Source organism: Staphylococcus equorum, from assembly GCF_029024965.1.
In the GTDB taxonomy this organism is placed as follows: Bacteria; Bacillota; Bacilli; order Staphylococcales; family Staphylococcaceae; genus Staphylococcus; species Staphylococcus equorum.
Map to the genome: position 1 here is coordinate 2,298,646 of NZ_CP118982.1, position 24,130 is coordinate 2,322,775.

Here is a 24,130-nt window from a genome sequence, read left to right on the forward strand (position 1 = left end):
AAAAATTATGGCTATAAATCTACATCACTTTTCAAAAATGTAGTAGTGATATTCAATACTAATTAATTTTTATAACTACTAGGAAATATCTCAAGGCGTTTCTTTAAATTAAAAATACTCCACAAATAAATGTGGAGTATTAAAGTGAATTATCTTTTGTAGGTTTTATTCCAGATTAGCATGATTTTGCTGCATTGTTTCTTCATCAACGTTTATCTCAGTCATTAAATCTAAAACAATACTATCTAAAAACACTTGTGATGCTTGTTCAAATAAGCTACCTAGAGGTTGTGCTGAACCTTCAGCATCATATTTCGTTCCCGCCGGTAATTCAATCACTGCATTTGCAAGTTCACCAATCTTTGACGTTGGATTTGTTGACAATAATACAACTTCTGCACCTACAGCTTTAGCTTTATCTGCTAATAATCTTAAATGCTCTGTCGAACCTGAGCCAGAAAGGATAACAAACAAATCTTTTTCTGTAATGGAAGGTGTAGTGGACTCGCCAACTACATGTGCACCCTTCCCAAGCTGATTCAATCTCATCGCAAAACTATTTGCTACAAAACCCGAACGTCCTTTTCCAGATACAAAAACTTGCTCTGCTTTAATAATTTGCTTTAAAAACGTTTCGGCTTCACTGTCTTTCACATGTGATAATGTGTTGTCTATTTCATCTAGTATTAAACGATAATTTGTGATTTCTGTCATCATTATTTTCCTTCAATCGCAGCTCTACATTGTTTAGCAGCTTCTACAGGATCATCAGCATTTGCAATGCCGCCACCAACAATAATTAAATCAGGATTTTCTGCAACAATATCTTTAATTGTATCTGGTTTAATACCACCTGCAACTGCTACTTTAGAATTACTAATTACAGATTTAACTTTACGTAAACTTTCTAAAGGAGATTGACCTTCAGCTTGTAAGTCATAACCAGTATGAACAGCGATATAATCTGCGCCTAAATCATCTAAATCTTTCGCACGTTTTTCTAAATCTTGTACTGCAATCATATCTACTAATAATTGTTTGCCATGTTTATGTGCTTCATCAACTGCAGCTTTAATTGATGCATCTTCTGCAACGCCTAAAATTGTTACTACGTCTGCACCAAATTTAACTGCTTGGCTTACTTCGTAATCGGCAGCATCCATAATTTTTAAATCTGCTAATACTTTTACACCATCAATATTATCATTTAAATGTTGTACAGCTGGTAATCCTTCATTTATAACAATTGGTGTTCCAATTTCTACGATATCTACATAATCTTTAACTTTATTTGCTAATTCTGTAGCATCCTCTTTATTTAATAAATCAATCGCTAATTGTAATTCCATATGTTATTACCTCCTATATATTATATATTCATTATGCTATAATAACTTCGGAAATACAATACTGACAAATACGTCACTGAGGAGAAGAAATTGTTAATAGAATATAATAATAAATTATTTTACACTTCTAAAGATTTAGCTTTATCAGTAATTGGTGGTAGATGGAAAATCCCTATTATTTATCATTTATTACAATCAGAAGTACTTAGGTTGAGTGAATTAGAAAAAAAATTACCAGATATTAATCAAAGAATGTTAATTAGACAATTAAGGGAGCTTGAAAAGGATATGATAATAAAAAGAACTATATATCCAGTAGTCCCTCCAAAAGTTGAATATCGATTAACTAGTGTTGGTTTGTCTCTCGACAATGTGGTCTATGGTATTTGTGAATGGGGAGATGAATATTTGAAATTAATTAATAATGAAAATTAGTTAATTTTTTAAAGAAGAAAAATTGAACCGAACTTTATATAATCTCTTTCAGGAATATTGATATGTTTTTATATTGACTAGTAGATTGATATAAATAGAGAACGACTCAGAGACATATAAGTACACGCTAAATAGACGTTTAGAGTATATTTCAACTTAGAAAAAAGAGTGTATGGTTTAATTAAACTATACACTCTTTTTTATCTTATTCTTTCAATAATACTACTTAATTTTTTTAGACTTCTATCAATTTCATCTTCATTAATATAAGAGTATGAAAAACGGATATAACTTGTGGATTTACTATCATAAATTTCTCCTGGTTGAATAAGGATGTTTTCTTTGATTGCTTCATTAAATATAGTTTTAACATTGACTGAAATAGTTAGCTTAAACCAAATATAGAATGATCCATGGGGGTAGTTCCACTCCCCGTATTCGGATAAATGGTTCTTTAAAGATTTTAAAAATACATTCTTTTTCTTTTCTAACTTAATTTTTAGTTCTTTAATATGTTGTTCATGATAGGTACTTAACCATTCTTTAGCAATATGCTGAGATATAGAACTAGCTCCATAATCATTTTGCATTTTTAAATCAGATAAATGACGAATTACATTTTTATCTGCTACTATCCATCCTATGCGTAAACCTGGACTTACCGTTTTAGATAAACTACCGAGATACAAAACATTATTACTATTTTTTAAAGATTTCATCGGTGCATGCCTTTCCGAATCAAACCATAAATCTGCATATATATCATCTTCTACGATAGGTATACCATTGTTGTGACATTGATCTATAATTTTTTGTTTTTCATCTTTTGTATATGTATTTTGAGTAGGATTATGTAATGTTGGGATACAATAAAATATACTATTTTTGTAGTTACTGCTCGCTTTGAATATATTATTGATATTTTGTTTTATATAATTAATAGTTAAAGGAACAATTGGAGAACTAATATTATGCCATGTCCGTACTGAATTAATATAAGATGGTGTTTCAATAATGATTTTTGATTGTGGAATCAACAAACCATCGGCTATCAACTTTAACCCCTGTAGGGCTCCTGAGGTTATACATATGTTATTTAAGTCACAATTCACACCTCTTTTTTTCATATATTTAACAATTTCAACTCTAAGATCCACTTTACCTTTTGGTTCTTCATAATTTGTATATAGTGGTTTGTCTATATCATTAACTATAATCTCTTTAAATAAATCATTAGGAATAAGATCAGGTGCCAATTCCCCAGTACCTAAACGTACAATATTGGAATCAAATTCTAAGTCATTAATCCTTTGAATATAATACTGATTGTTTTTAGACACACTATTCCCTATATAGTCTTGCCATTGAATATTGCTTGTGATGTAGGCGTTCCACTTATATGGGGATACATACACTCCCTGTTTTTCTATAGAATCTAGTACTCCATGACTTTTTAAAATGTCTAAAGCTTGTACTACAGTTGACCTGTTTACATTATAATGTTTTGAAATTTCTCGTTGAGATGGCAATTTATCTCCTGGCTTTAATACTCCATTGTTTATCTTATTAATTAAATCATCAATTATATTTTTATAATGAAATTTACTCATAATTACTCCTATAAATCTGGTTGGGATTTTTTTAAAAATCTGGTAGGTTTTTAAATTTTCTAATTATTATAACATACAAGTTAAGGAGGGAGTAGTAATGGCAAAAAAATTAGAAAAAGCAGTTTTTCCTAAGAAAATAAAAAAAGAATTAAGACCATTGATGAAGAAAGATAATTATCATAATATTATTTATCTGATTTTAGATTGGTTGGTAATTTTAGGAAGTGTTTACTTAAGTATATATACAGGAAGTATTTTTATTTATATACTTAGTATAATTTTAATTGGTAGTCGTATGAGAGCTTTTGATAACCTAATGCATGAGGCATGCCATCAATCATTGTTTACTAATAAATTTTATAATAAATGGATTACATGTGTTTTTGTAGCTTTTCCAATATTCACAAGCTTCACTGCATATTGTAATTCGCATTTTCAGCATCATAGAAACTTATGGGACGAAGAAAATGACCCCGATACTAAAAGATATAGATTTGTTGGATTAGACAAGCCCCAAGAAAGTACAAATAAATTCATAAAAAATCATATTATAAAAGTGTTATTTTTATTCCATGTACCTAAATACATATTAGGTACTGTATCAGCTAACCTTTATAATAAAGATATACCAAAAGCAGAATTGTGGACTAGAAATATTTTATGGTTAACTGTAATCATTGTTTCTATAGTTTTTAATTTTTGGCTATATCTTATAATTTTCTGGTTTATACCACTTCTAACAACTTTTCAAATTATACGTTATTGGGCGGAAATGGCTGAGCATTCTGGTTTAAATAATGATTCTGAGTTAACAGCTAGTAGAAATACATTTGGCATGCCTTGGACGATTTATTTGTTTCATCCACATCATGATAATTATCATTTAGTTCATCATTTGTTCCCAGCTATTCCTCACTATAATTTGAAAAAAGCACATATTATTTTGATGAATGACAAAAAGTATAGAGAAGCACACCATTGTACGGGTTTTTTCAAAACTACACTACCAGGGTTTTATAGCGTAGTAAAAGATATTTGTACACCAAATCATAAAACGAAAGAGAGCTAATTATGTTACAACCTATAATTCATGGATTTTTATTAGCATTAGGACTTATTCTACCTTTAGGTGCACAAAATGTATTTGTATTTAATCAAGGAGCGAATCAAAAAAAAATCATAAGTGCTTTGCCTGTAATAATAACAGCAGGTCTTTGTGATACATTTTTAATAGTTCTTGCAATATTAGGGGTTTCATTAATACTGATGTCCCTACCTACTTTACAGTTAATAGTCTATATCATTGGCCTTATATTTCTACTATATATGGCTTGGTCACTGTGGAAGGAAAAGCCGAATAACTTAGAAAATTATGATTCTATGAGCGCAAAAAAGCAAATAGGTTTTGCTTTATCTGTCTCACTATTGAACCCACATGCTATTATGGATACGGTTGGTGTTATTGGAACAAGCGCTTCAGTTTATTCTGGAACAGATAAGTTATTGTTTAGTACTTCTACTATTGTAGTTTCTTGGCTATGGTTTATTTTATTAGCAATACTTGGGAAATTACTAGGATCTATAGATAAAACTGGAAAGTACATAATATTATTAAACAAATTTTCAAGTATTATTGTGATTATAGTTAGTTTAATCATTGTCAAAAACATTATAGACTTAATTTTGTAAATACAGTGTTATTAAAATCTATATGCCTACGAATTACTTAAGACTCTTAAAAAACTTTTAAGAGTCTTAAGTAATATATTTTTTACCAAGTTTAATTCTTAAGCACTCTATATACTGTAGAGCGACTAACACCTGTTTGTTTAGCAATCTCTTCGCCTGTAAGTTTTTGTTCATCGTATAGAAATTTAATTTCTCTTTTCTTATGGTCAGGCAATGAAGGTCTGCCGCCTTTTCGCCCTCTTGCTCGTGCTGCTTCTAATCCTTTTTTTGTTCGTTCACTTAATAAGTTAGCTTCAAGTTCAGCGAATGCACTCATCATGGTAAAGAACATCTTGCCCATCGCATCTTTAGTCGATACGTTCATATCTATAATATGTAAATCAATGCTATTATCATCCAACCATTGCGATAGCTCAATTAACTGTTTTGTTGTACGTCCAAGACGATCTAGTTTATAGATAACTAGGATATCTCCTTCGCGTAAATAATCTAAACACTTATCAAGTTCTGTTCTTTTCGTTTTGCGACCGCTCGCTTTCTCGCTAAAGATACGTTCACAACCATATTCCTCAAGTGTATCAATCTGTCCATCAAGACTTTGATCTTGTGTTGATACACGTGCATAACCAATTTTAGCCATTTCAATACCACCTCTTTTAATCGTTTTATGGGCACTTATTAACGAAATCTAATTCTCGATGCAAATAAACGCGTCTCTCATCGTCTAAAAACTCATGATTTTTGATATTTATGATACATTGATTATAACACAAGTTTATAGACTTAAATATCCAAGAAAAACCTCTTAATATTAAGTTAAGAGGTTTTGTGTCAAAAACGATTGGTTATAATCTATTGGTTTCTTCAATTATTTTTCTTAATTCTTCAATAGATTGCTTCGTTTTATATTCATCCATTGAAAGAGAAGACACAATATTATCGATTCGATTTTTATAATTTTTAGGTTTTATTGGGAATTCATTGATCATAGCTACAGATTTCTTTTCATTAATACAATAAATTTCATTTTTCGCAAAAATAACTTGATTTAAGCAAGAAATACATCGAAATAAATGCCCCATTATATACGAAATATCATTCTTATTAATGTTGTCTTCGATAAACATAAAGGAAAATGAAGCTTCAAAAGCAAAGAATTGAGTTATTGATTGTTTAACTTTAGGAGGGTACGGAAAAGTCTTATTTTTAAGCTCGCTTAATTTATTTTGTGGATCAGCTAAAATTTTACAAATATTTAACTCGCCCATATACATAACGTTCAAAAAACCATGAGGATGACCGGTTTGATAATGAATAGTTACTTTACCTGACAAACAATCTTTTATTACTTCATTCACTTTTTTAATATCACGGAAAATTAAGTCTACATGATAACCATTCACAAGCAGCCATCCACCGCCGTTGATCCATTCTCCCCAATCTCCTAAGGATGTAATTAAGTCATCTTTTTTCTCATCGTTAATTTTTAATGCTGCTTTTTCAATATTGTCTGTATTAAATCCTTGTGTTTCATCATAATAGATGCCTATATCTATATCAGAATCCGGTCTATGATTACCTTTTGCTCGAGAACCACCTAACACAACTCCTACAACTCCGGGCAATCCACTTATTTCTTCTACTATTTTTTGAATTGTATGATCTACAGCATTCATTTATCTCGCTCCTTTATTATTTCGAATTCTATACTCTACTATATTAATAAAATTTATAAAAAGGGACTTCTTTTTCAATAAGGGTTCTATTAAACACTCATTCTCATACGTCCTAATCGTACAAATAGAAACTGGATTTTACAAAGGATTTTTTATTGTTCGCTTAGGATAGGCTCTAATGACACAAAAAGATACCACTAAAAAAGTGATTAGAATTTTCCAACAAACACTTGCTTGATATCGCAGTCTAAGGTTTATGATTGAAATATATTCAAAGGAGGTTATATAATATGGGTAAATTTGATAGTTTACAAGACAAAGTTGTAGTTATTGCTGGTGGTGCTAAGAACCTTGGTGGCTTATTAAGTACTACTTACGCTAAAGATGGGGCTAAATTAGTAATCCATTATCATAATGAAAAGTCTTTAGATGATGCTAAAGCTACACTTTCAAAAGCTGAAGAACTAGGTGGACAAGGTACATTATTTTCTGGTGATTTAACTAAGGTTAGTAATGTCCAAGCTTTATTCCAACATGCTGAGGAGACGTTTGGAAAAGTTGATATCGCAATAAATACAGTAGGAAAAGTACTTAAAAAACCTATTTCAGAAACGACTGAAGAAGAGTTCGATAGTATGGCAGATATCAATGCAAAGTCAGCTTATTTCTTTATTAAATATGCTGAAAAGTCTATGAATGATAATGGTAAGATTATCACTCTAGCCACTGCATTACTTGCTGCTTATACAGGATTTTATTCAACTTACGCTGGAGGAAAAGCGCCTGTCGAGCATTATACACGCGCAGCATCATCAGAGTTTATGGATAGAGGCATTTCTGTTAATGCGGTGGCACCTGGACCAATGGACACACCTTTCTTCTATCCTCAAGAAGGCGAAGATGCTGTGGCATTCCATAAATCCCAAGCACTTCATAATCAACTTACAAATATAGAAGACATCGCGCCAATTATTACTTTCTTAACTTTAGATGGTTGGTGGATAAATGGACAAACATTATTTGCAAATGGCGGTTATACGACACGCTAGTTAACTTTAAAGAATAAGGAGGTCATTTTGATATGTATTACTTTTTAGCAATATTTAAAGAAAATGAAACAGATATTAAGATTATTACGGAAGAAAAGGTCATAGATGATAAGAACGTATCTTTGCCAAGTAATAATTACGTTAAATCTTTAGCTGAAGAAATAATTGAGCTATCTCATCAAAATAATTTATTCCATAATGACATTAAACGAATTGGTTTAAAAATAGATGATCCTGAACTCATTGGTTATAACACTGTGGAGTCATTAAAGAGTGATATGGTATCAACATTTGGGTTTGAAGCTATTATCCATAATGACTATGAAGATTTACTAGTTCAACTTATTAAATAGACCAAAAAGGTGACTTTATAAAGTCACCTTTTTTAGGAGGTAAATTATGCAAGTAAAGCAAGTAGCCGATAATTTAGGCATCAGTGAACATACTATTCGATACTATGACAAAGCAGGGCTTTTTCCATTTGTTACCAGAAATAAGAATGGCTATAGAGATTTTTCAGTAGAAGACCTATATTGGATTGAATTTATAAAATGTATGCGTCAGACACATATGCCTGTATCAAAGTTAAAAGAAATTGCTGAATTGTATCATCAAGGAAGTTCTACCAAAATGAAACGAAAAGACATATTTTTAGAACATCAAAAAAATTTAATAGAACAAAAAAGACTTATAGATGAAGGTCTTAAAGTATTAGAAGAAAAATTCAAATTATTGGAAAACGAATAAGAGAATCGAGGTATACTATGAAAAAACAAGCTTTAATAATTATATCATCAGCAAATGAACTACCATTAAATAATCCCACTAAACAAAAAATAGACACAGGATTCTTTTTAGTTGAAATGGGAAAAATATTGGACACTTTTAAAGACGATTATGAATTTATTTTCGCTACGCCAAATGGCGAAAAACCGACATTAGATATTAATGGGGAATCTTTAAGTATGCAAGCTGGAGAAAAGCTAGGCATTGCGTCTGTGAAAGAAAAATTTTATAAAGATCCCACTAATTATCGTCAAAAGAATACCAAACTTGTCGACCGCAGAGAAAAGGAATTAAACACTTTATACGATTTACTTGGAAAACTGCCTGTATCGCAAAATTTGAGTAACACAGATGAAGAGACGAAAGAATTTAGAAAACAGATTGTTAGAAAAATGGATGACTTAGAAGAAAAGAAATTTTATTCTTTAAAAGAATTATTGGAAAACAATGCTGATAATAACAATGATTTTAGTTTTGAAAATTTATCATTCGTGCACCTACCTGGAGGGCATGCGCCTATGGTAGATTTCTTAGATAACCCAGAATTAGGCGAAGTGTTAAATCAATTGTCAGAACAAAAAGTCATCACTTCTTTAATATGTCATGCGCCCATTGCTTTAACGTCTGCTAGACTCAGAATTGATGATAAAGGTAAACCGTATAATTATGACAAATCATTATACGAAGGCGCCCATATAACTACAGTACCTAAAATAGGTGAGTTGTTCATGTTAATATCTGGGTACCCTAAAATAAAAAATAAAAAGACGCGGTTACACTATTACGTAGATAAAAAGTTAATTTCCTATAATTTCAATGTTAAAACAACAAAAAACTTTACAAAATCGCTTGTTGTATATGATAAAACCAGAAAATTATTAACTGGTAATGGACCACAAGCTATAGATGATCAAACAGATAAACTGAAGGAAATTTTACCTAAATAATTAAAAGACCAGGTTTAGGAGTGGAAAAATGAAGAAAAGAGAAGTCAGCATGACAGAATTATTTTTCGATTTAATATTTGTTTATATTTTATCTACTATTAATCAGACTGCAGAAGGCATTTCACATAATTTAATGTCTTTAGAAGAACTAGGAAAAAGCTTCATGCTTTTTCTCGTCTTTTTCTCTATATGGGTTTACCGTACACTTTTAGTTAATAGGTTCTTCAATCAAAAATGGTATCAATACATCTTTGTGTTTATAGATATGTATTTAATCGTTATATTGTCTAAAGCTATAAATAGCGATTTTCAACAAACATTTCTTCCATTTGTTTTAATGTCAGCCTTGGTATATCTAAGTATTTTTATACAATACTTCATTAATTATAAATTTACCAATGCGAAAGTAGATATGAAATTGGTTAAAGTTTATATGATTGGTTTATTATTAACAATTATTCTTTCTATAATATCTATAATGTTGCCATCACCGATTAATTTTAGGGTGTATTTTATAGGAATTTTTATCGTAGCAGTCTTTCCGCTACTCTTTTATAAGACTTCATATCGTAACCCTATATTCTTTAACCATTTGACTGAACGATTAAGCTTATTAGTGATTTTATTATTTGGTGAAGGCCTAGTTTTATTAATACAAAATATTGAATTGACCCGCTTAAATATTTTATATGCATTATGTTTCGCCTTTATTACGTGTTTATTTGTTATATATGTTCATCACTATAAATCAACAGATAAAAACACAACAAACAAAACAGGATTCACAACAATTTATGTACATTTATTATTAATATTTTCATTAGATATGATGTTTTTAATTATGAATAAACTGTTATCTCATGAACATCTGAATACATCTGAAATATATGGATTCATACTATTCTTAGTTTTATTTATAGTCAGTATATTAACAAATATAGGCTTACATAAGGAGAAAGCATAAATTGCTCTTTATACTTTTCTTTTTATAGTTCTTTAACTTTATAGAAAAAAATTACGCGTGAGATATTATATTAAAATAAACTGCAAAAATCCTTCAGTTATAGCTGAAGGATTTTTACAATTTATTAGAGAAACTTTATGCAATAGAAAATGATATCCTCAATTTTATATTGAGAGATTTTGTATCACAAACAATCTTTTAAAAGAATATTTGTATCTTACTCCCTATTCAGAAGTTAAAGAAGTACTAAATCAATTAAAAAATAAAAAACTTGCTGTGTTTTCAAACGGTTCACATGATATGCTAGACCCTCTAATTGAGAAATCTGAATTATCAGGTGAATTTGATCAAATAATTAGTGCTGACGAAGTAAAACATTTTAAACCAACTATCGAGTCATATCATTATGTATCACAAATTTTAGAAGTCAAACCAGAAGAAGTGTTATTTATGTCTTCAAATGGATGGGATATATCCGGTGCAAAAAATTATGGTTTTCAAACCGCTTGGATAAATCGTCAAAATCTTCCGATTGAAGAATTGAATTTAGAACCCAACATCATTTATCAAGATTTAAGTGGTATATTAGAATGGAAATAAAATATAAAAGAGGGGGCTTAAGAAAATCATTTCTTAAGTCCCCTCTTTTATACTATGAAAATTAAAAATCACTTTTATTTATTTTTAGTAATACCTTTTTAAAACTTTCAATTTCCTCATTAGTTAGATTTGAAAAGTAGTCATTATTGAGTTGATTGGCTATTTTTTCTAATGTCGGCCATAAGTCTTTTGCTTTATCTGTACTACTAATTAACACAGTTCTTCTGTTTTCATTATCAGTTCTACGTGTTATCAGCCCTTTTTTTGACATCTTATCTAGTATTCCAGATATTGTTGACGGTTCTAAATTTAAAGTATTACCAATCGCTTTAGGTGTATTTAATTTACTATTAATTAAACAATTCAAAACACCATATTCTGCCGGAGTAGTATTGTAAGGATTTAATAAACTTTTAAAATGTTTAAACACTTTATTCTGTGAAGTACTTAGTAAATAATTTATACAATTATCTAATTCCATAATTAAAACCTCACTTAAATTAATAATATTGACTAGTTTATTATATCATGATACATTCTAGCAAGAAATAGTTTTGTTACAAAAATATATTATGCCAAAATTATTATGAAAGAAGGCTAATAAATGTTCAATGCGCTAGTAGTGAAAAACAGTAAATCAAACGTTAGTTATAAAGTAGAAACCGTTGATGAATCTCATTTATCGGAGGGGGATGTATTAGTAAAAGTGGAGTACTCTTCTATAAATTATAAGGATATGCTCGGTTTGCAATATAAAGGCGGCGTAATTAGAGATTATCCTATGATTCCTGGTATAGATTTTTCTGGTATTGTTGAATCAAGTTCGAATGAAAAGTTTAAAGAAGGCGATAATGTTTTAGTTACGGGTTACGACGTTGGTATGACACATACGGGCGGATTCTCAGAGTATGCCCGGGTGCCAGGAGAATGGATTATTCCACTACCCCAAGAGATGTCTATTAAAGAATCTATGGTATACGGTACAGCCGGTTTTACCGCAGCATTATCCATTTTTGAATTAGAAAAACAAGGAATGAATATAGAAGCACAACCTGAAATTTTAGTGTCTGGTGCTACAGGTGGTGTGGGCAGTGTTGCTATACAAATTTTACGTAAAATTGGATATGAAAATATTACTGCTATCGTAAGAAAAGAGAAACAAATAGAAATAGCAAATGATTTAGGCGCAAAACAAGCGATAATAATTGAAGATGATAACAAACCACTTAAAAAAGGCACTTTTGATTATTTCTTAGATACAGTAGGTGGTAATGTAACATTATACGGTTTAAAACGTCTAAATTATCAAGGTGTTGCTACCGTATGTGGAAATGTAGCAGGAAATTCACTTAACGCTAATATTTTACCGTTTATTCTTAGGGGTGTTAAATTAATTGGTATTGATTCTGTATATGTTGAACATAATATACGTGAAGATATATGGAGTAAGTTAGCGAACGAATGGAATATAGGAAATTCACTTCTATATAATGAAATTGGATTTGAAGAATTTTATAAAACGATAGATCAGCTTTTAAAAGGACAACATTTAGGTAGGACTATTTTAAAAGTGTAATTTTTTGAAATAGTTCACAATAGGAAGGGCTCTACAAAACATCTAATTGTAGAGCCCTTCCTTACTTTTTATTTAGTTAAAATAGCCTATTTTATATAATATTCAAAATGATAATATATATTTACTCTTAAAAACATACTAGATTATTTACTAGTTCTGCTATTTCATATTAAATATTTTCTAATTATAGAATTTGATTACTTGGACGAATAATAAATTCGTTAACAGACGCATTTTCAGGTTCATTAATTGCATAGCTAATTGCTCTTGCAATAGCATCTGGTTTAATTGCATCTTCATATAATTCGTCTACGCCTTTTTTAATCTCTTTATCACTAATATGATCTGTTAATTCAGTATCAATAGCTCCCGGAGAAAGTATAGTAGTTCTAATCTTTGAACCTACTGTTGCTTCTTCTTGTCTTAACCCTTCTGTTATAGCTCTTACCGCATATTTTGTTCCACTATAGACAGCGCTTCCTGGGAATACTGCATGACCTGCTACAGAAGCCAAGTTAATAATATGTCCTGAATTTTGTTTTCTCATATAAGGTAAGGCAGCACCGATTCCATATAATACACCTTTTATGTTAACATCTATCATTTGATTCCATTCATCTTGTTTGTTTTTATCTAAGAAAGATTGAGGCATAAGACCAGCATTGTTAATTAAAACATCTACACGTCCAAAATCATTATATGCTGTTTCAATTAATGTATTAACATCCTCTGCATTAGTGACATCTGTTTTTTGTATACTCACATTATCACCAATTTTTTGTTGGATTTCTTCTAACTTATCGATACGTCTTGCACCTAAAACAAGTTTAGCTCCATTTTCAGCGAGTAGACTTGCTGTTTCTTCACCGATACCACTAGATGCTCCAGTTATAACTACTACTTTACCTTTTACATTATTCATTATATTACCTCCTTATGTTACGAAGAACTAGTATAGTATTAATTATATTCATTAGTAAAACGAACTGTTTTAAATTTGTAATAAATATAATCTCATTGCATTAACATAAAAATTCGTTATAAAAAGACATATTAAAAGAGCATCATTCTTAAAATCAAATACTGTCTATATAAGGAACCCATTAGAAAATTAAAGCAATAATCTTGTTTATAATAAAAGTACGCTAAAAGAGACTCCTTATTCAAAAGGAGTCTTTTTATTGTTTCAAAATAAAATTTTATCTTACTAAGAATTATTTTATGAATTATTTTCTTTTTTTCTAATGTTTAATACATTTACCACATCTTTAATATAAGCACCTTTTAGATTATAACTGAATTTATAAATAATATAACTTGCAATAACGCTTATAATCGGTAATGCAATCATCACAAAACGCAATCCATTCTTAGTGTAATCACTTTGTATCTGGCCAGGTTGATAGCCAAAAATTTCTAACCCCCAACCTGTCAATAAAGCGGCAACTGCCATAGCTGTTTTCATTAAAAAGGTTTGTGTAGATGTAATCACACTTTCGTTTCTTTGGCCAAATTTCATTTCACTATAATCTATAACATCTGCTATAGACACAGTTATAACCCCCATGATAAATCCTGTACCTATTTTAACAAAAGCAGTCCCAATAATTACAGGGATTGCAGCAGTAGGAGCTACATAACTCGCAAATAAAAGTATGATTAATCCTGCTGATAATGATATAGTTGCGATTGGGAAAACTTGTTCTCTCGTTAGCCATTTTGAAACTTTAGGGAATAGTAATAATGCGATAATTTCCATGAAGCCCATTCCGTTATAAAGAGCAAATAAAGCTTTAGATTCAGCAACATAACTAAAGTAATATATAGCTACATTACCTAAAATTTGAATACTCAAGAAAAATGTAACTAGAACACCAATGTATGCAAGTAACTCTTTGTTTGTAAATAAAATTCTCCAAATATCTTTAAAACGTAATGTAATACCTGTTTCTATGTTAGTTGGAGCTTCATATACATTTCTTACAGTAATAGATATTGCAATTATAAATATAACTGCAATTATAACTGTTATTATAAAGAAACCAGCAGATTGATCACCATTTCCGAATATATTGTCGAAATATAAGACAGCAGTTAATCCGAGGGTACCAACAAGTAGATTAGCGAAACTTGCAAATACTCTAGGGATAATAGAAACTTCTTCTCGCTCGATAGGATCATTAGTTAAGTTCGGTAACCATGACCAATAAGGCACATCCATCATTGTATATGTCATACCCCATAATATATATAAGACTGACACAAACACATATAAGCTCGTCCCGGTTAAACCAAAATTTGTGAATATGATAATAGTTATAATAGCATTTAATAATGTACCAATAACTAACCAAGGCCTGAATTTCCCCCATTTAGTTTTGGTTTTATCTACAATCATACCCATCACAGGATCATTTACAGCATCCCATATACGGGCAGCGAAAAATAATGTGCCTACAAAACTAGCTGCAATACCTAATACATCCGTAAAATAAAACATTAAAAACGTACCTGTTAGCCCAACAACTAAATCTTTACCAAATGCGCCAATACCAAACGAGTATTTTGCTTTACGGGTTACCTGTCTTTTCAAAAAAAGTCCCCCTTTAATCCACACATTTTTAAAGCGCTTACAAAAAAGTGTGTGAATTTTTATTTGTTAATTACTTTGACTTATACTTTATTCATAGGCAGGTAACCAAGCTCCATGTACTTCAATTAAATCATCACATAATGAAATTATATCTTCTATAGATAATTCGGAAGCCGTATGTGGGTCTAACATTGCTGCTTGATAAATTTTATCTTTCTTTTGAGTCAATGCGGCTTCAATAGTTAATAACTGAGTGTTAATATTTGTACGATTAAGCGCAGCAAGTTGTTCTGGTAGTTCTCCAATATAAGTTGGAGTTACACCGCTAGTATCGACTAAGCAAGGCACTTCCACAACTGCATTTTTTGGTAAATTACTAATTAATCCTCCCGTATTCAAAACATTCCCACCAATTTTATACGGTTTATTTGTTTCCATAGCTTCGATAATATAGGAGCCATATTCGTGTGAACGCTCATGTGTTAAATTTTGGTCGTTTACAATATCATCACGCATATCTTGCCACTCTTCGATTTGATTTACACAACGTCTTGGATATTCATCTAGGGGAATATTATACTTTTCAATTAATTCAGGATATTGGCTTTTAATAAAATATGGATGATACTCGGCATTATGTTCTGAGGATTCTGTAACGTAATAACCAAATTTATTAAGTAATTCAAAACGTACCATATCATTGTGTATTGTTTTTTGTTTTTCTTTTGCACGTGCTTTAATTTCTGGATATAAATCTTTTCCATCACGAGTAATTTCTAGTAACCACGCCATGTGATTGATACCAGCAATTTTTGAATGTATACGATCTGTAGGAAGTTCCAATGACTCTAACAGATCACTCGCACAAACTTGAACACTATGACAAAGGCCAACAGTTTTTATACCTTCTTTTAACATGATATTTGTTAATACAGCCATAGGATTTGTATAATTTAAAAACCAAGCATTTGGACAAACTTCTTTTATATCTTTTGCAAAATCTTGCATCACAGGTATTGTTCTCAAATTACGGAAAATACCACCAATCCCGAGCGTGTCTGCAATCGTTTGACGTAAGCCATAATTTTTTGGAACCTCGAAATCAGTAATTGTTGCTGGATCATAGCCTCCGACTTGTATAGCATTTATGACATATTTTGCTCCTCTTAATGCTTCTTTACGATTGCGATATGAACGTACTTTAACGGTAGCATTCATACCTTTTTTTAGATTGTTTAACATCATTTCAGAATCTTTCAAACGTTCTTCATCTATATCAAATAATGCAAATTCAAAATCTTGTAAAGCTTCTACTGTCATACAATCTCCTAAAACATTCTTAGCAAAAACAGTACTACCTGCACCTAAAAAAGTGATTTTGTTCATCAAATACTCCTCCTAAATAGATAATTTTTAGATATTTATAAAATCATTAAACTGGCTATAGCTTATATTTAGATTAGTTGTAATTTTCTAAAAATTCAATCGTAAATATTTCTAAAAAGAGTAATATGTTGCTCTTTTAGTCAGTAAATATTTTATTAACTGACATCGTTATTGTATCTTTCCTATACCTATTTGGTGATACACCTATAATCTTTTTGAACACTTTACTAAAGTAATTACTAGATTGAAAACCGACTTCTTGAGCAATCCATTCTACACTTTTAGTATTTGTAGAAAGAAAGGGAAGTGCATTGTTAATTCTTATATTTGTTAAATAACTAATTGGTGTGTGGTTGACGTATTTTCTAAATTGCCTAGTAAAATGGTATTTAGATAAATTAGAAATCACAACGATATCATCCAAAGTAATATCCTCTCTATAATTTTCTTCAATAAATTGAATTGCTTTAACGATAGGAAGTGGGTAATTGTTAGATTGTTGACAGCCATGTTCAAAATGTTCCAAACATTTCATGATAAAAGTATAGGCATAAGCAGAGGCGATATATCCGTGGTTAATACCAAGTGTTTTTATTTTTTCGAGTGTTTCTAATATGTATTGAATAGGTTCTGCATGTAAAGAAATTTCGAAAATGTGACCATGTGTGTCTGTAACTTGATGGAATAATTGATTAGCAACATCACCATATATAGTAAAATATAGAAACTCCCATTCATTTGAATCCTGAGGTAAATAATATTTATGATTACTTGGGACATGTACAAAGAAAGCATCGCCAGATTCTAAATATGTGGTTTGATTATCAACTCTAATAGCGCCACGTCCTTTCAAAGTATATTGGAAAATAAAAATATCTTTTTCTCCTCTATTCAGACCATTCCACTGATAATCGTGAGTCTGTTGAAGTTCATAGCCAATGGCATTTAGTCCTGCAACACTGTTTTGATACTCGCCTTTAAATATAAAACCATAAGAATTATAATCAAAATTTTTTTCCATAACTATTCCTCCACCTTTGAATATTGACCTATAAATATGTTAATCAACATTATAAATAAGGTCCAATCATTAACATAACCCATTATTATCAAAAGACGTATTAAAAGAGGCTCTTTTTCCGTAAAGAACCTCTTAATTGTTTCAAAATCAAATTTTATTTTAATAATAATAAAATGATGACTATATATAATTAAACATATACTTTCAACAAATTTCCAAGAATAGTTATTATATTTGGAAGAAGATCCTTTTAAACAACTACTATCAAAGTAAACGGTAAAAAATGAAAATACCCCCTTATTTTAAATTATTGTTACTTATTAAAGATTCTCTTGTTTATCCATATTTTTTTCATGATGTAATTTTTCATAGTCCTCCCCCCACTTTCTCATCATCATTATAATAGGTTTAAGTGTCTCACCTAATTCTGTTAATGAGTATTCAACTTTTGGAGGGACCTGATGGTAAACTTTACGATTAATAATACCATCTTTTTCGAGTTCTCTAAGCTGTAAAGTTAACATTCGTTGTGTAACATCAGGCATTAAACGGCGTAATTCATTAAAGCGATGTGTTTTAATTAAGTGGTAAATAATAAGACCTTTCCACTTACCACCAATTATATTAACAGTCGTTGATACAGGACATGCATCAGGATTAGGACAATTAGTTTTTTTCAATCTAAATTCCTCCAATAATCAGTATACTTCTTGATACTACATAACAAATATGTGCGTACTTACATAAATGAATTATAAGTCATAAAATATATTTATCAAATAAATATAGGAGGAGATTATATTGACGAATAAATTATTTTCAACTTTTAAGATTAAAAATACAGAATTTAAAAATAGAATAGTTATGTCACCAATGAGTATGCATAGTTCTGACGAAGAAGGCGAGGTGAAAAATTTCCATTTAACACATTATACATCGAGAGCGTTAGGTCAAGCTGGTCTTATATTCCTTGAAACTCTCATTGTGGATCCAGATGGTTTAGTTGGTCCAGGAGATTTGGGGATATGGGATGATAAACATGTTAAAGGATTGAGTGAACTTGTAGAACAAATACAAAGTTTTGGCAGTAAAGTGGGTGCTCAAATAGGGCATGCTGGAAGACTTGCTAAAAAAGAAGGTGTAGATTTAATAGCTCCATCTGCAATACCATTTAATGAAGATAAAAAAACGCCTTTAGAAATGAACAAAGAAGATATTAATTGCCTTATTTCAGAGTATAAAGAGGCTGCACAGCGCGCAAAAGAAGCTAATTTTGATGTTCTTGAAATCCATTGTGCTCATGGATATTTATTAAACGAATTTTTATCTCCACTATCGAATCATAGAAATGATGAATATGGAGGAAGTTTTGAAAAAAGGTATCGAATTATTAAAGAAATTATAGATACAGTCAAAGAGGTATGGCAAGGTCCTTTATTTGTTCGTATTTCAGCGACAGATTATCATAAAGATGGAAATACAAATGAAACTTATATTGAATACGCTAAACTAATGAAAGAACAAGGTATTGATTTAATAGACTGCAGTTCGGGAGGAATTGCTCCAGTTAAAGTAGATAGTTATCCTAATTATCAAGTCCCAGCTGCTGATAAAATCAAAAACGTAGTAGGTGTTCCAACAGGAGCTGTAGGATTAATTACAACAGGCAGACAAGCTGAAGAAATTCTTAAAAATAATCGTGCAGACTTAATTTTTGTAGGACGTGAAATTCTTAAGAATCCATTTTGGCCGCGCCAAGCTGCAGAAGAATTAAATGTTACTATTGACGCTCCCATTCAATATACAAGGTATGGATCAAGATGGTTAAGTCACTAATATATTAATAAATACTATATAAGTTTAAAACCCTAAGACACTTAGTCTTAGGGTTTTAAACTTATCTCATGAAAATATTAGTACATGAAACTTAATTTCTAAAATACTCTACTGTACTCAATTAGTGTTAGGACACCAAATTTTGGAACGTATCCTTTATTCATATAATCAGCAATATAACTACTAATGCCCGATTAAATTTCTTCATATTTTAAGAAGCTTTTTTGAATGATAGCAATAAAATTAAAATAATGATAAGTATAATACCTAATAATTGATAAGATAAAAATGTAACATTAAGCCATGTCGAGCTGGAAATAATAGCCATTACAGGTTCAATCGTTCCAAATAACGTAGTTTCTTTAGCAGTTAAATAATTTAAGCTTTTAATAAAGAAAAGAAAAGCTATTGCAGTTCCCGCAATAATACCAAAAACTAAATATAAACTAGTTGGGACATCAAGCGTTGTAAAATCAAACCATTTAAATGTTTCTTTTCCTCTAATGACACACCATAAAATAATATAAACAGGTGCTATATACTGCAATAAAGTAGCTACTGCTGCATTACCATAATTAATAGAAGCCATATATGAATATTGACGATTAACATTCCAAATATTGAAAAGATTAACAATTCAAGCAAACTATATTTACTTATAAAAATACTAAATAATGATCGTTGTTTATTCATTATTTTAAATATTGTTAAAAGAAATACGCCACTGATGAGTTGCTTAGTCGTGACATACCAATTTACGTCAATATGCCTTTGTTGAAATAAGAAATCCGATACTGTGCCGCCTAATCCCCAAAATGAGGCTCCGATAATTGCTAGTATTATACCTTGCAAATGTTGCTTATTTTTATTTATCATTTGATCACCTGTAAAATATTAATATAGAGGCCCTTAATAGTTTCAAAATTTATTTTATTAATGGATGTTAATTTACATAATTGACGATTATCAGAAGATATATTAAAAAAGACTCCCTATTCAATAAGGAGTCTTTTAATCGTTTCAAAATTAAATATTGTCTAAATAAGAATGATTATAGGAACTAGAATTATATATTTCAAATAAAGAGTTACTTTCTAAATTTAAAGAGGAAACAAACCTTTAAAAAGATATTAATTCCAATGCGTATTTTTGGAGTCGGTACATTAGTTTCAAACCATTTTATTACATATAATCGGCAAATCTATCTCTAAAGCGCATATGTAATATTGATCCTAAACTAAAGATTATAACAAATAGGAAAACATTGTATAATGCTAGTTCCCAATGCGTAATAAAATACCATTCGTGATGCAATATGGCTGCCCTATATCCTCCAGCTAAAAAATATATAGGATTAAATTGCATGACTGTTCCAACTATTTGATTATTTGGTAAATAGAGTATAGAAGAAACGAAAAATATCATCCTCATTAAAGCTTGTAGAATTAAATGTATGTCTCTAATTAACATACTTAATGTTGAGGCTAATAACGCTATAGCGTTGGTTAAAACTAACGCATAAAATAAGTATATAAATAATTGTAAAGTATATATAGAGGGCCTATATCCCCCAATGAAACAAACACCCATAACAATCACTAGTAGAAAAATATGGCCATAGAACTTACTAAAAACGACATAACTAGGAATAATAGAAAGTGGGAAATTCATTTTAGCTACTTGATTAAATTTTGTAGTAATGGACTTACTACCTTCTAGGACACCTTCATTTACGAAAAACCACATACTGATCCCAACAATGAGCCAATATATAAATGGGACGCCCTCCATTATCTTATTACTTCTTAGAGCTAAACCAAAAATAAACCAAAAAACCGCAATTTGCATAGTAGGGTTAATTAATTCCCAAGCCATTCCTAAATAGTTCTTTTTGTTAGAAATTCTTAATTGAAATTCGGCTAATCTTCTTATTAAATATAAATTTTTCAATTGTTCTTTTAATACAAACCATATTGAATTCATTTAAACATATCACTCTTTCTAACTATAACGTTGATTTTACAAATAAATTAAATGTTGATATATTTAATTTTAAATATAATTTTAATGAAAATATACATCGTTTATAATGATTATTTTTAAATTCTCTAAGCATGTTTTTTAGCATTACTAAACTTTACAATAACTTAATAAAAGACACAACTATTTAAATATATAAAATAAATAATAGGTAGGTAAAAAAATGAGTATCGCTGTTAATATTCAAAATGTAAGTAAAGAATATCGAATTTATCGTAATAATAAAGAACATTTTTAATACTCTAATCATACATACAGAAATACTGTTTTACTAGCATCGATAATGGTTCGATTAGGGTAGGCTCTAGAGGTACAAAATGAGTTGTAGAAATGTTAGAAGAAGGCAAAAAATTAGTAATATTTCTACAGAAGTAAATAATACAAAAAAGAGGTTCTCATATAAATATAAGAACCTCTACGCTATTTTTTTCTTATCTTGTTTTTTTACTATTTTTCTATATTTTTTATCATGCTTTTTTAACATTGTATCCGTTTGATCAACAATACCATATTGTAATTTATAGTCAAAATAAATTACAAAGCTATTAATAAACATAAATATTATTGATATGATAGTGACGGAAATAGTAAAATCATTTTTATTTTGGTCATATATTAATAAAAACATATTTAAAGCTAATAATGGGAATGCAAACGAAGTAATTATACTTAAAATATTGTATATAGTTGCCTCTTTATGCAAACGATGTTTGTTACTACGTTTTTTGTTAATTTCATTTATTTTTACTTTACAATTTAACGACCCATTAATATAATCGTATGCAATAATTTCACTGATAGTCTTAGCATATTGATTGAAATGCTTTCGATCTTTTTCAAATAACTTATTATCTTCTGCTATGATAAATGCATTTTTACGCTTATACCAATCTTTAAATAAAAATAGCACAGATGTTATTATTCCTGCTGTTGCAACTATCAATATTGATATAAGTTCCAATAATTTGCTATCATATGAGGAATTTAGAATTATAAAATAATAGTAAATTAGTGCAATAATATTAACCACCATATAAGAAGCAAAACTCCCTATTATACTTTGTCCATATATTCTTAGTTTACTTTCTGGATTATCTTTAAGATATTTCATAGTTCCTTTAATAATAAAATATATGGTAGTGCCTATAGGCACTATTGCACCTAATGCTTTTAATACTTCCATTATAGTGACTCCTTTTATGTTTTATTAAATTTAAAACTCCGCAAAAAAGCCTCCTTTGATAAATAATTCTAAAATAAAAATTACTTATATAATCTATATAATGATAACAAAAACACATACATAATATGTATGTGTTTTTGTTATTTGTTTTAACTATTCCAGTTTACTAAATCACCTTGTATTGGTATATCTGCGCTAGAAAAATTAATCTTAAGAGAACGACAATCATTAAATAAGGTTGGGCTGTCCATCAACTGAAAATGTATATGTGGCTCTGTAGAATTTCCTGAATTCCCACAATTTCCTAATAATTGCCCCTTTTTTACTATATCTCCTGGCTCTACTATTATAGATTGGTTTTTAAAATGCGCTATTAGGCTATATTCGTTTTCCATATGCCGAATAACAACATAATTGCCTAATGGATTTTTTTTTGTCATTTCACCAGGTATATTATCCCTTTCATTATTTTGGATGTCCACTATGACTCCTTCTTGTGGGGAGAAGATCTTTTGATTAAATGCAAAATAATCATTGTTATCCCCACCGTTTCCTATATAACTTCTGTCATCTTTTCTTATAACCAAATCATATGCATATCGTTGATTTATGTAAGGATAATGATAATTCAGTAATTCATTATGCCCCCCCCAAACAACAAACCATGTTTTATCTATAGGCATCGAATATTGAAGTTGAGTATCTTTACCATTGTCCTCGATATTAAAAGGCTTAAAGAGAATATATTCAATTAAATTATCTGAATTAAGTGTGAAGCTCATTCCTCCTTGATATGATTTATCAAAAAACACATATTGCGTAGAAAATTGTAAATCTATTTTTTTGTACAAGTAATGTTCAGTATTTCTTTTTACGTAAGAGTTCAATATTTTTTTTACAGTTCTTTTTTTTATATTATTCTTAAGATTGTCATTAAAAAAATTGTACAATTTTTTATAATCTTTTTTTTCAATATTATATATAATGTTATTAGACACATCATTCAATTTATAAAACCCCTCTAACGTTTAATGTTATTTATCTATTAATCTATACTTATTATTTAGTATGTCATCAATAAAAAAATCTATATTTTTTCTATTTTCTCGTGTTCATAGCTATTTTGTTTACTTGTTAATAAAACAATTGTGTATTTATTTTTACCTTGTTCAGTTGTGATAGCCTTGTTACTAATGTTTATAGTATAACCATTCTTTCCAAGAACATTATTACCTGAATGTGTATCTATAGTTAAAAGATTATATAATATTTTTTGGCTTTTCTTATTATGAGTATAATTTTCTATACCATTCAAAATATTTATATAGGATTGTGCAGTGGATTTTGGTAAATTATTAGATAAATTTACTTGTTCTTTTTCTGAAGGTTT

The 24,130-nt window shown here is 29.6% G+C and carries 24 protein-coding genes and 2 pseudogenes; 11 read left to right on the forward strand and 15 right to left on the reverse strand.

Features of this window, described 5'->3' with window-relative positions:
- Nucleotides 1-165 precede the first annotated feature (165 nt).
- Nucleotides 166-714, reverse strand: coding sequence for a 6-phospho-3-hexuloisomerase (gene hxlB / locus PYW44_RS11225; RefSeq protein WP_026113523.1), 549 nt, complete (start codon nucleotides 712-714; stop codon nucleotides 166-168).
- 2 nt (nucleotides 715-716) lie between these two features.
- A complete protein-coding gene (gene hxlA, locus PYW44_RS11230) occupies nucleotides 717-1,349 on the reverse strand; it encodes a 3-hexulose-6-phosphate synthase (RefSeq protein WP_021339534.1) in 633 nt (210 codons plus the stop codon).
- Nucleotides 1,350-1,439: 90 nt separating this feature from the next.
- Between hxlA and PYW44_RS11235 the strand changes: the two genes are divergently transcribed.
- Nucleotides 1,440-1,784: a winged helix-turn-helix transcriptional regulator gene (locus PYW44_RS11235; RefSeq protein WP_002508649.1), complete on the forward strand. Its 345-nt coding sequence runs from the start codon at nucleotides 1,440-1,442 to the stop codon at nucleotides 1,782-1,784.
- A gap of 200 nt (nucleotides 1,785-1,984) precedes the next feature.
- Here the strand turns inward: PYW44_RS11235 and PYW44_RS11240 are convergent, their stop codons facing one another.
- Nucleotides 1,985-3,394 carry an aminotransferase-like domain-containing protein gene (locus PYW44_RS11240; RefSeq protein WP_107510547.1) on the reverse strand — a complete coding sequence of 470 codons (1,410 nt, stop codon included), beginning with the start codon at nucleotides 3,392-3,394 and terminating at the stop codon, nucleotides 1,985-1,987.
- A gap of 97 nt (nucleotides 3,395-3,491) precedes the next feature.
- On the opposite strand from PYW44_RS11240, the gene PYW44_RS11245 reads away from it, so the two are divergent.
- Together PYW44_RS11245 and PYW44_RS11250 are read left to right on the forward strand one after the other, a co-directional pair.
- Nucleotides 3,492-4,463: a fatty acid desaturase family protein gene (locus tag PYW44_RS11245; protein ID WP_115076057.1), complete on the forward strand. Its 972-nt coding sequence runs from the start codon at nucleotides 3,492-3,494 to the stop codon at nucleotides 4,461-4,463.
- A gap of 2 nt (nucleotides 4,464-4,465) precedes the next feature.
- Nucleotides 4,466-5,083 (forward strand): LysE/ArgO family amino acid transporter, encoded by a 618-nt coding sequence (locus PYW44_RS11250; protein WP_107510548.1) that lies wholly within the window; start codon nucleotides 4,466-4,468, stop codon nucleotides 5,081-5,083.
- Nucleotides 5,084-5,174: 91 nt separating this feature from the next.
- Here the strand turns inward: PYW44_RS11250 and PYW44_RS11255 are convergent, their stop codons facing one another.
- Complete coding sequence (locus tag PYW44_RS11255) at nucleotides 5,175-5,723, reverse strand: recombinase family protein (RefSeq protein ID WP_115076058.1); 549 nt, start codon at nucleotides 5,721-5,723, stop codon at nucleotides 5,175-5,177.
- Between the two features lie 205 nt (nucleotides 5,724-5,928).
- Nucleotides 5,929-6,759, reverse strand: a complete 831-nt coding sequence (locus PYW44_RS11260) for a nucleotidyltransferase domain-containing protein (protein ID WP_069828180.1) — start codon at nucleotides 6,757-6,759, stop codon at nucleotides 5,929-5,931.
- A gap of 290 nt (nucleotides 6,760-7,049) precedes the next feature.
- Here PYW44_RS11260 and PYW44_RS11265 point away from each other — a divergent pair, with 290 nt between their 5' ends.
- From PYW44_RS11265 to PYW44_RS11290, 6 genes and pseudogenes are all read left to right on the forward strand, one after another.
- On the forward strand, nucleotides 7,050-7,808 hold the full coding sequence (locus tag PYW44_RS11265; protein WP_115076059.1) for an SDR family oxidoreductase: 759 nt from the start codon (nucleotides 7,050-7,052) through the stop codon (nucleotides 7,806-7,808).
- A gap of 32 nt (nucleotides 7,809-7,840) precedes the next feature.
- Entirely contained in the window at nucleotides 7,841-8,161 is a 321-nt protein-coding gene (locus tag PYW44_RS11270) for a hypothetical protein (protein ID WP_002508641.1), read from the forward strand.
- Nucleotides 8,162-8,207: 46 nt separating this feature from the next.
- Nucleotides 8,208-8,555 carry a MerR family transcriptional regulator gene (locus tag PYW44_RS11275; protein WP_057511680.1) on the forward strand — a complete coding sequence of 116 codons (348 nt, stop codon included), beginning with the start codon at nucleotides 8,208-8,210 and terminating at the stop codon, nucleotides 8,553-8,555.
- A gap of 17 nt (nucleotides 8,556-8,572) precedes the next feature.
- A complete protein-coding gene (locus PYW44_RS11280; protein ID WP_057511681.1) occupies nucleotides 8,573-9,541 on the forward strand; it encodes a type 1 glutamine amidotransferase family protein in 969 nt (322 codons plus the stop codon).
- Between the two features lie 28 nt (nucleotides 9,542-9,569).
- Entirely contained in the window at nucleotides 9,570-10,505 is a 936-nt protein-coding gene (locus tag PYW44_RS11285; RefSeq protein WP_057511682.1) for a low temperature requirement protein A, read from the forward strand.
- A gap of 195 nt (nucleotides 10,506-10,700) precedes the next feature.
- A pseudogene (locus tag PYW44_RS11290) lies at nucleotides 10,701-11,105 on the forward strand (HAD-IA family hydrolase); the annotation flags it as partial.
- Nucleotides 11,106-11,166: 61 nt separating this feature from the next.
- Here PYW44_RS11290 and PYW44_RS11295 read toward each other — a convergent pair.
- On the reverse strand, nucleotides 11,167-11,586 hold the full coding sequence (locus PYW44_RS11295) for a MarR family winged helix-turn-helix transcriptional regulator (RefSeq protein WP_057511683.1): 420 nt from the start codon (nucleotides 11,584-11,586) through the stop codon (nucleotides 11,167-11,169).
- Nucleotides 11,587-11,709: 123 nt separating this feature from the next.
- On the opposite strand from PYW44_RS11295, the gene PYW44_RS11300 reads away from it, so the two are divergent.
- A complete protein-coding gene (locus PYW44_RS11300) occupies nucleotides 11,710-12,681 on the forward strand; it encodes an oxidoreductase (protein ID WP_057511684.1) in 972 nt (323 codons plus the stop codon).
- A 184-nt stretch (nucleotides 12,682-12,865) separates the two neighbouring features.
- Here PYW44_RS11300 and PYW44_RS11305 read toward each other — a convergent pair whose 3' ends face one another.
- The 5 genes from PYW44_RS11305 to PYW44_RS11325 form a co-directional block, all read right to left on the reverse strand.
- Nucleotides 12,866-13,603: an SDR family oxidoreductase gene (locus PYW44_RS11305; protein ID WP_031867995.1), complete on the reverse strand. Its 738-nt coding sequence runs from the start codon at nucleotides 13,601-13,603 to the stop codon at nucleotides 12,866-12,868.
- A 297-nt stretch (nucleotides 13,604-13,900) separates the two neighbouring features.
- Nucleotides 13,901-15,274 carry a melibiose:sodium transporter MelB gene (melB, locus tag PYW44_RS11310; protein WP_107510956.1) on the reverse strand — a complete coding sequence of 458 codons (1,374 nt, stop codon included), beginning with the start codon at nucleotides 15,272-15,274 and terminating at the stop codon, nucleotides 13,901-13,903.
- 87 nt (nucleotides 15,275-15,361) lie between these two features.
- Nucleotides 15,362-16,660 carry an alpha-glucosidase/alpha-galactosidase gene (melA, locus tag PYW44_RS11315; RefSeq protein ID WP_115076060.1) on the reverse strand — a complete coding sequence of 433 codons (1,299 nt, stop codon included), beginning with the start codon at nucleotides 16,658-16,660 and terminating at the stop codon, nucleotides 15,362-15,364.
- A gap of 136 nt (nucleotides 16,661-16,796) precedes the next feature.
- Nucleotides 16,797-17,681 (reverse strand): AraC family transcriptional regulator, encoded by an 885-nt coding sequence (locus PYW44_RS11320; protein WP_115076061.1) that lies wholly within the window; start codon nucleotides 17,679-17,681, stop codon nucleotides 16,797-16,799.
- 320 nt (nucleotides 17,682-18,001) lie between these two features.
- Complete coding sequence (locus tag PYW44_RS11325) at nucleotides 18,002-18,361, reverse strand: winged helix-turn-helix transcriptional regulator (RefSeq protein ID WP_232621036.1); 360 nt, start codon at nucleotides 18,359-18,361, stop codon at nucleotides 18,002-18,004.
- Nucleotides 18,362-18,482: 121 nt separating this feature from the next.
- Between PYW44_RS11325 and namA the strand changes: the two genes are divergently transcribed.
- The gene (gene namA, locus PYW44_RS11330; RefSeq protein WP_107510952.1) at nucleotides 18,483-19,517 is read left to right on the forward strand and encodes an NADPH dehydrogenase NamA; all 1,035 of its coding nucleotides are present in this window, start codon (nucleotides 18,483-18,485) and stop codon (nucleotides 19,515-19,517) included.
- A 211-nt stretch (nucleotides 19,518-19,728) separates the two neighbouring features.
- Here namA and PYW44_RS11335 read toward each other — a convergent pair.
- From PYW44_RS11335 to PYW44_RS11350, 4 genes and pseudogenes are all read right to left on the reverse strand, one after another.
- Nucleotides 19,729-20,393, reverse strand: a pseudogene (locus PYW44_RS11335) (DMT family transporter).
- Nucleotides 20,394-20,699: 306 nt separating this feature from the next.
- Nucleotides 20,700-21,500: an ABC transporter permease gene (locus PYW44_RS11340; RefSeq protein ID WP_069801728.1), complete on the reverse strand. Its 801-nt coding sequence runs from the start codon at nucleotides 21,498-21,500 to the stop codon at nucleotides 20,700-20,702.
- A 472-nt stretch (nucleotides 21,501-21,972) separates the two neighbouring features.
- Nucleotides 21,973-22,740: a hypothetical protein gene (locus PYW44_RS11345; RefSeq protein ID WP_069828181.1), complete on the reverse strand. Its 768-nt coding sequence runs from the start codon at nucleotides 22,738-22,740 to the stop codon at nucleotides 21,973-21,975.
- Nucleotides 22,741-22,889: 149 nt separating this feature from the next.
- Nucleotides 22,890-23,738: a M23 family metallopeptidase gene (locus PYW44_RS11350; protein WP_236593607.1), complete on the reverse strand. Its 849-nt coding sequence runs from the start codon at nucleotides 23,736-23,738 to the stop codon at nucleotides 22,890-22,892.
- Nucleotides 23,739-24,130 lie beyond the last annotated feature (392 nt).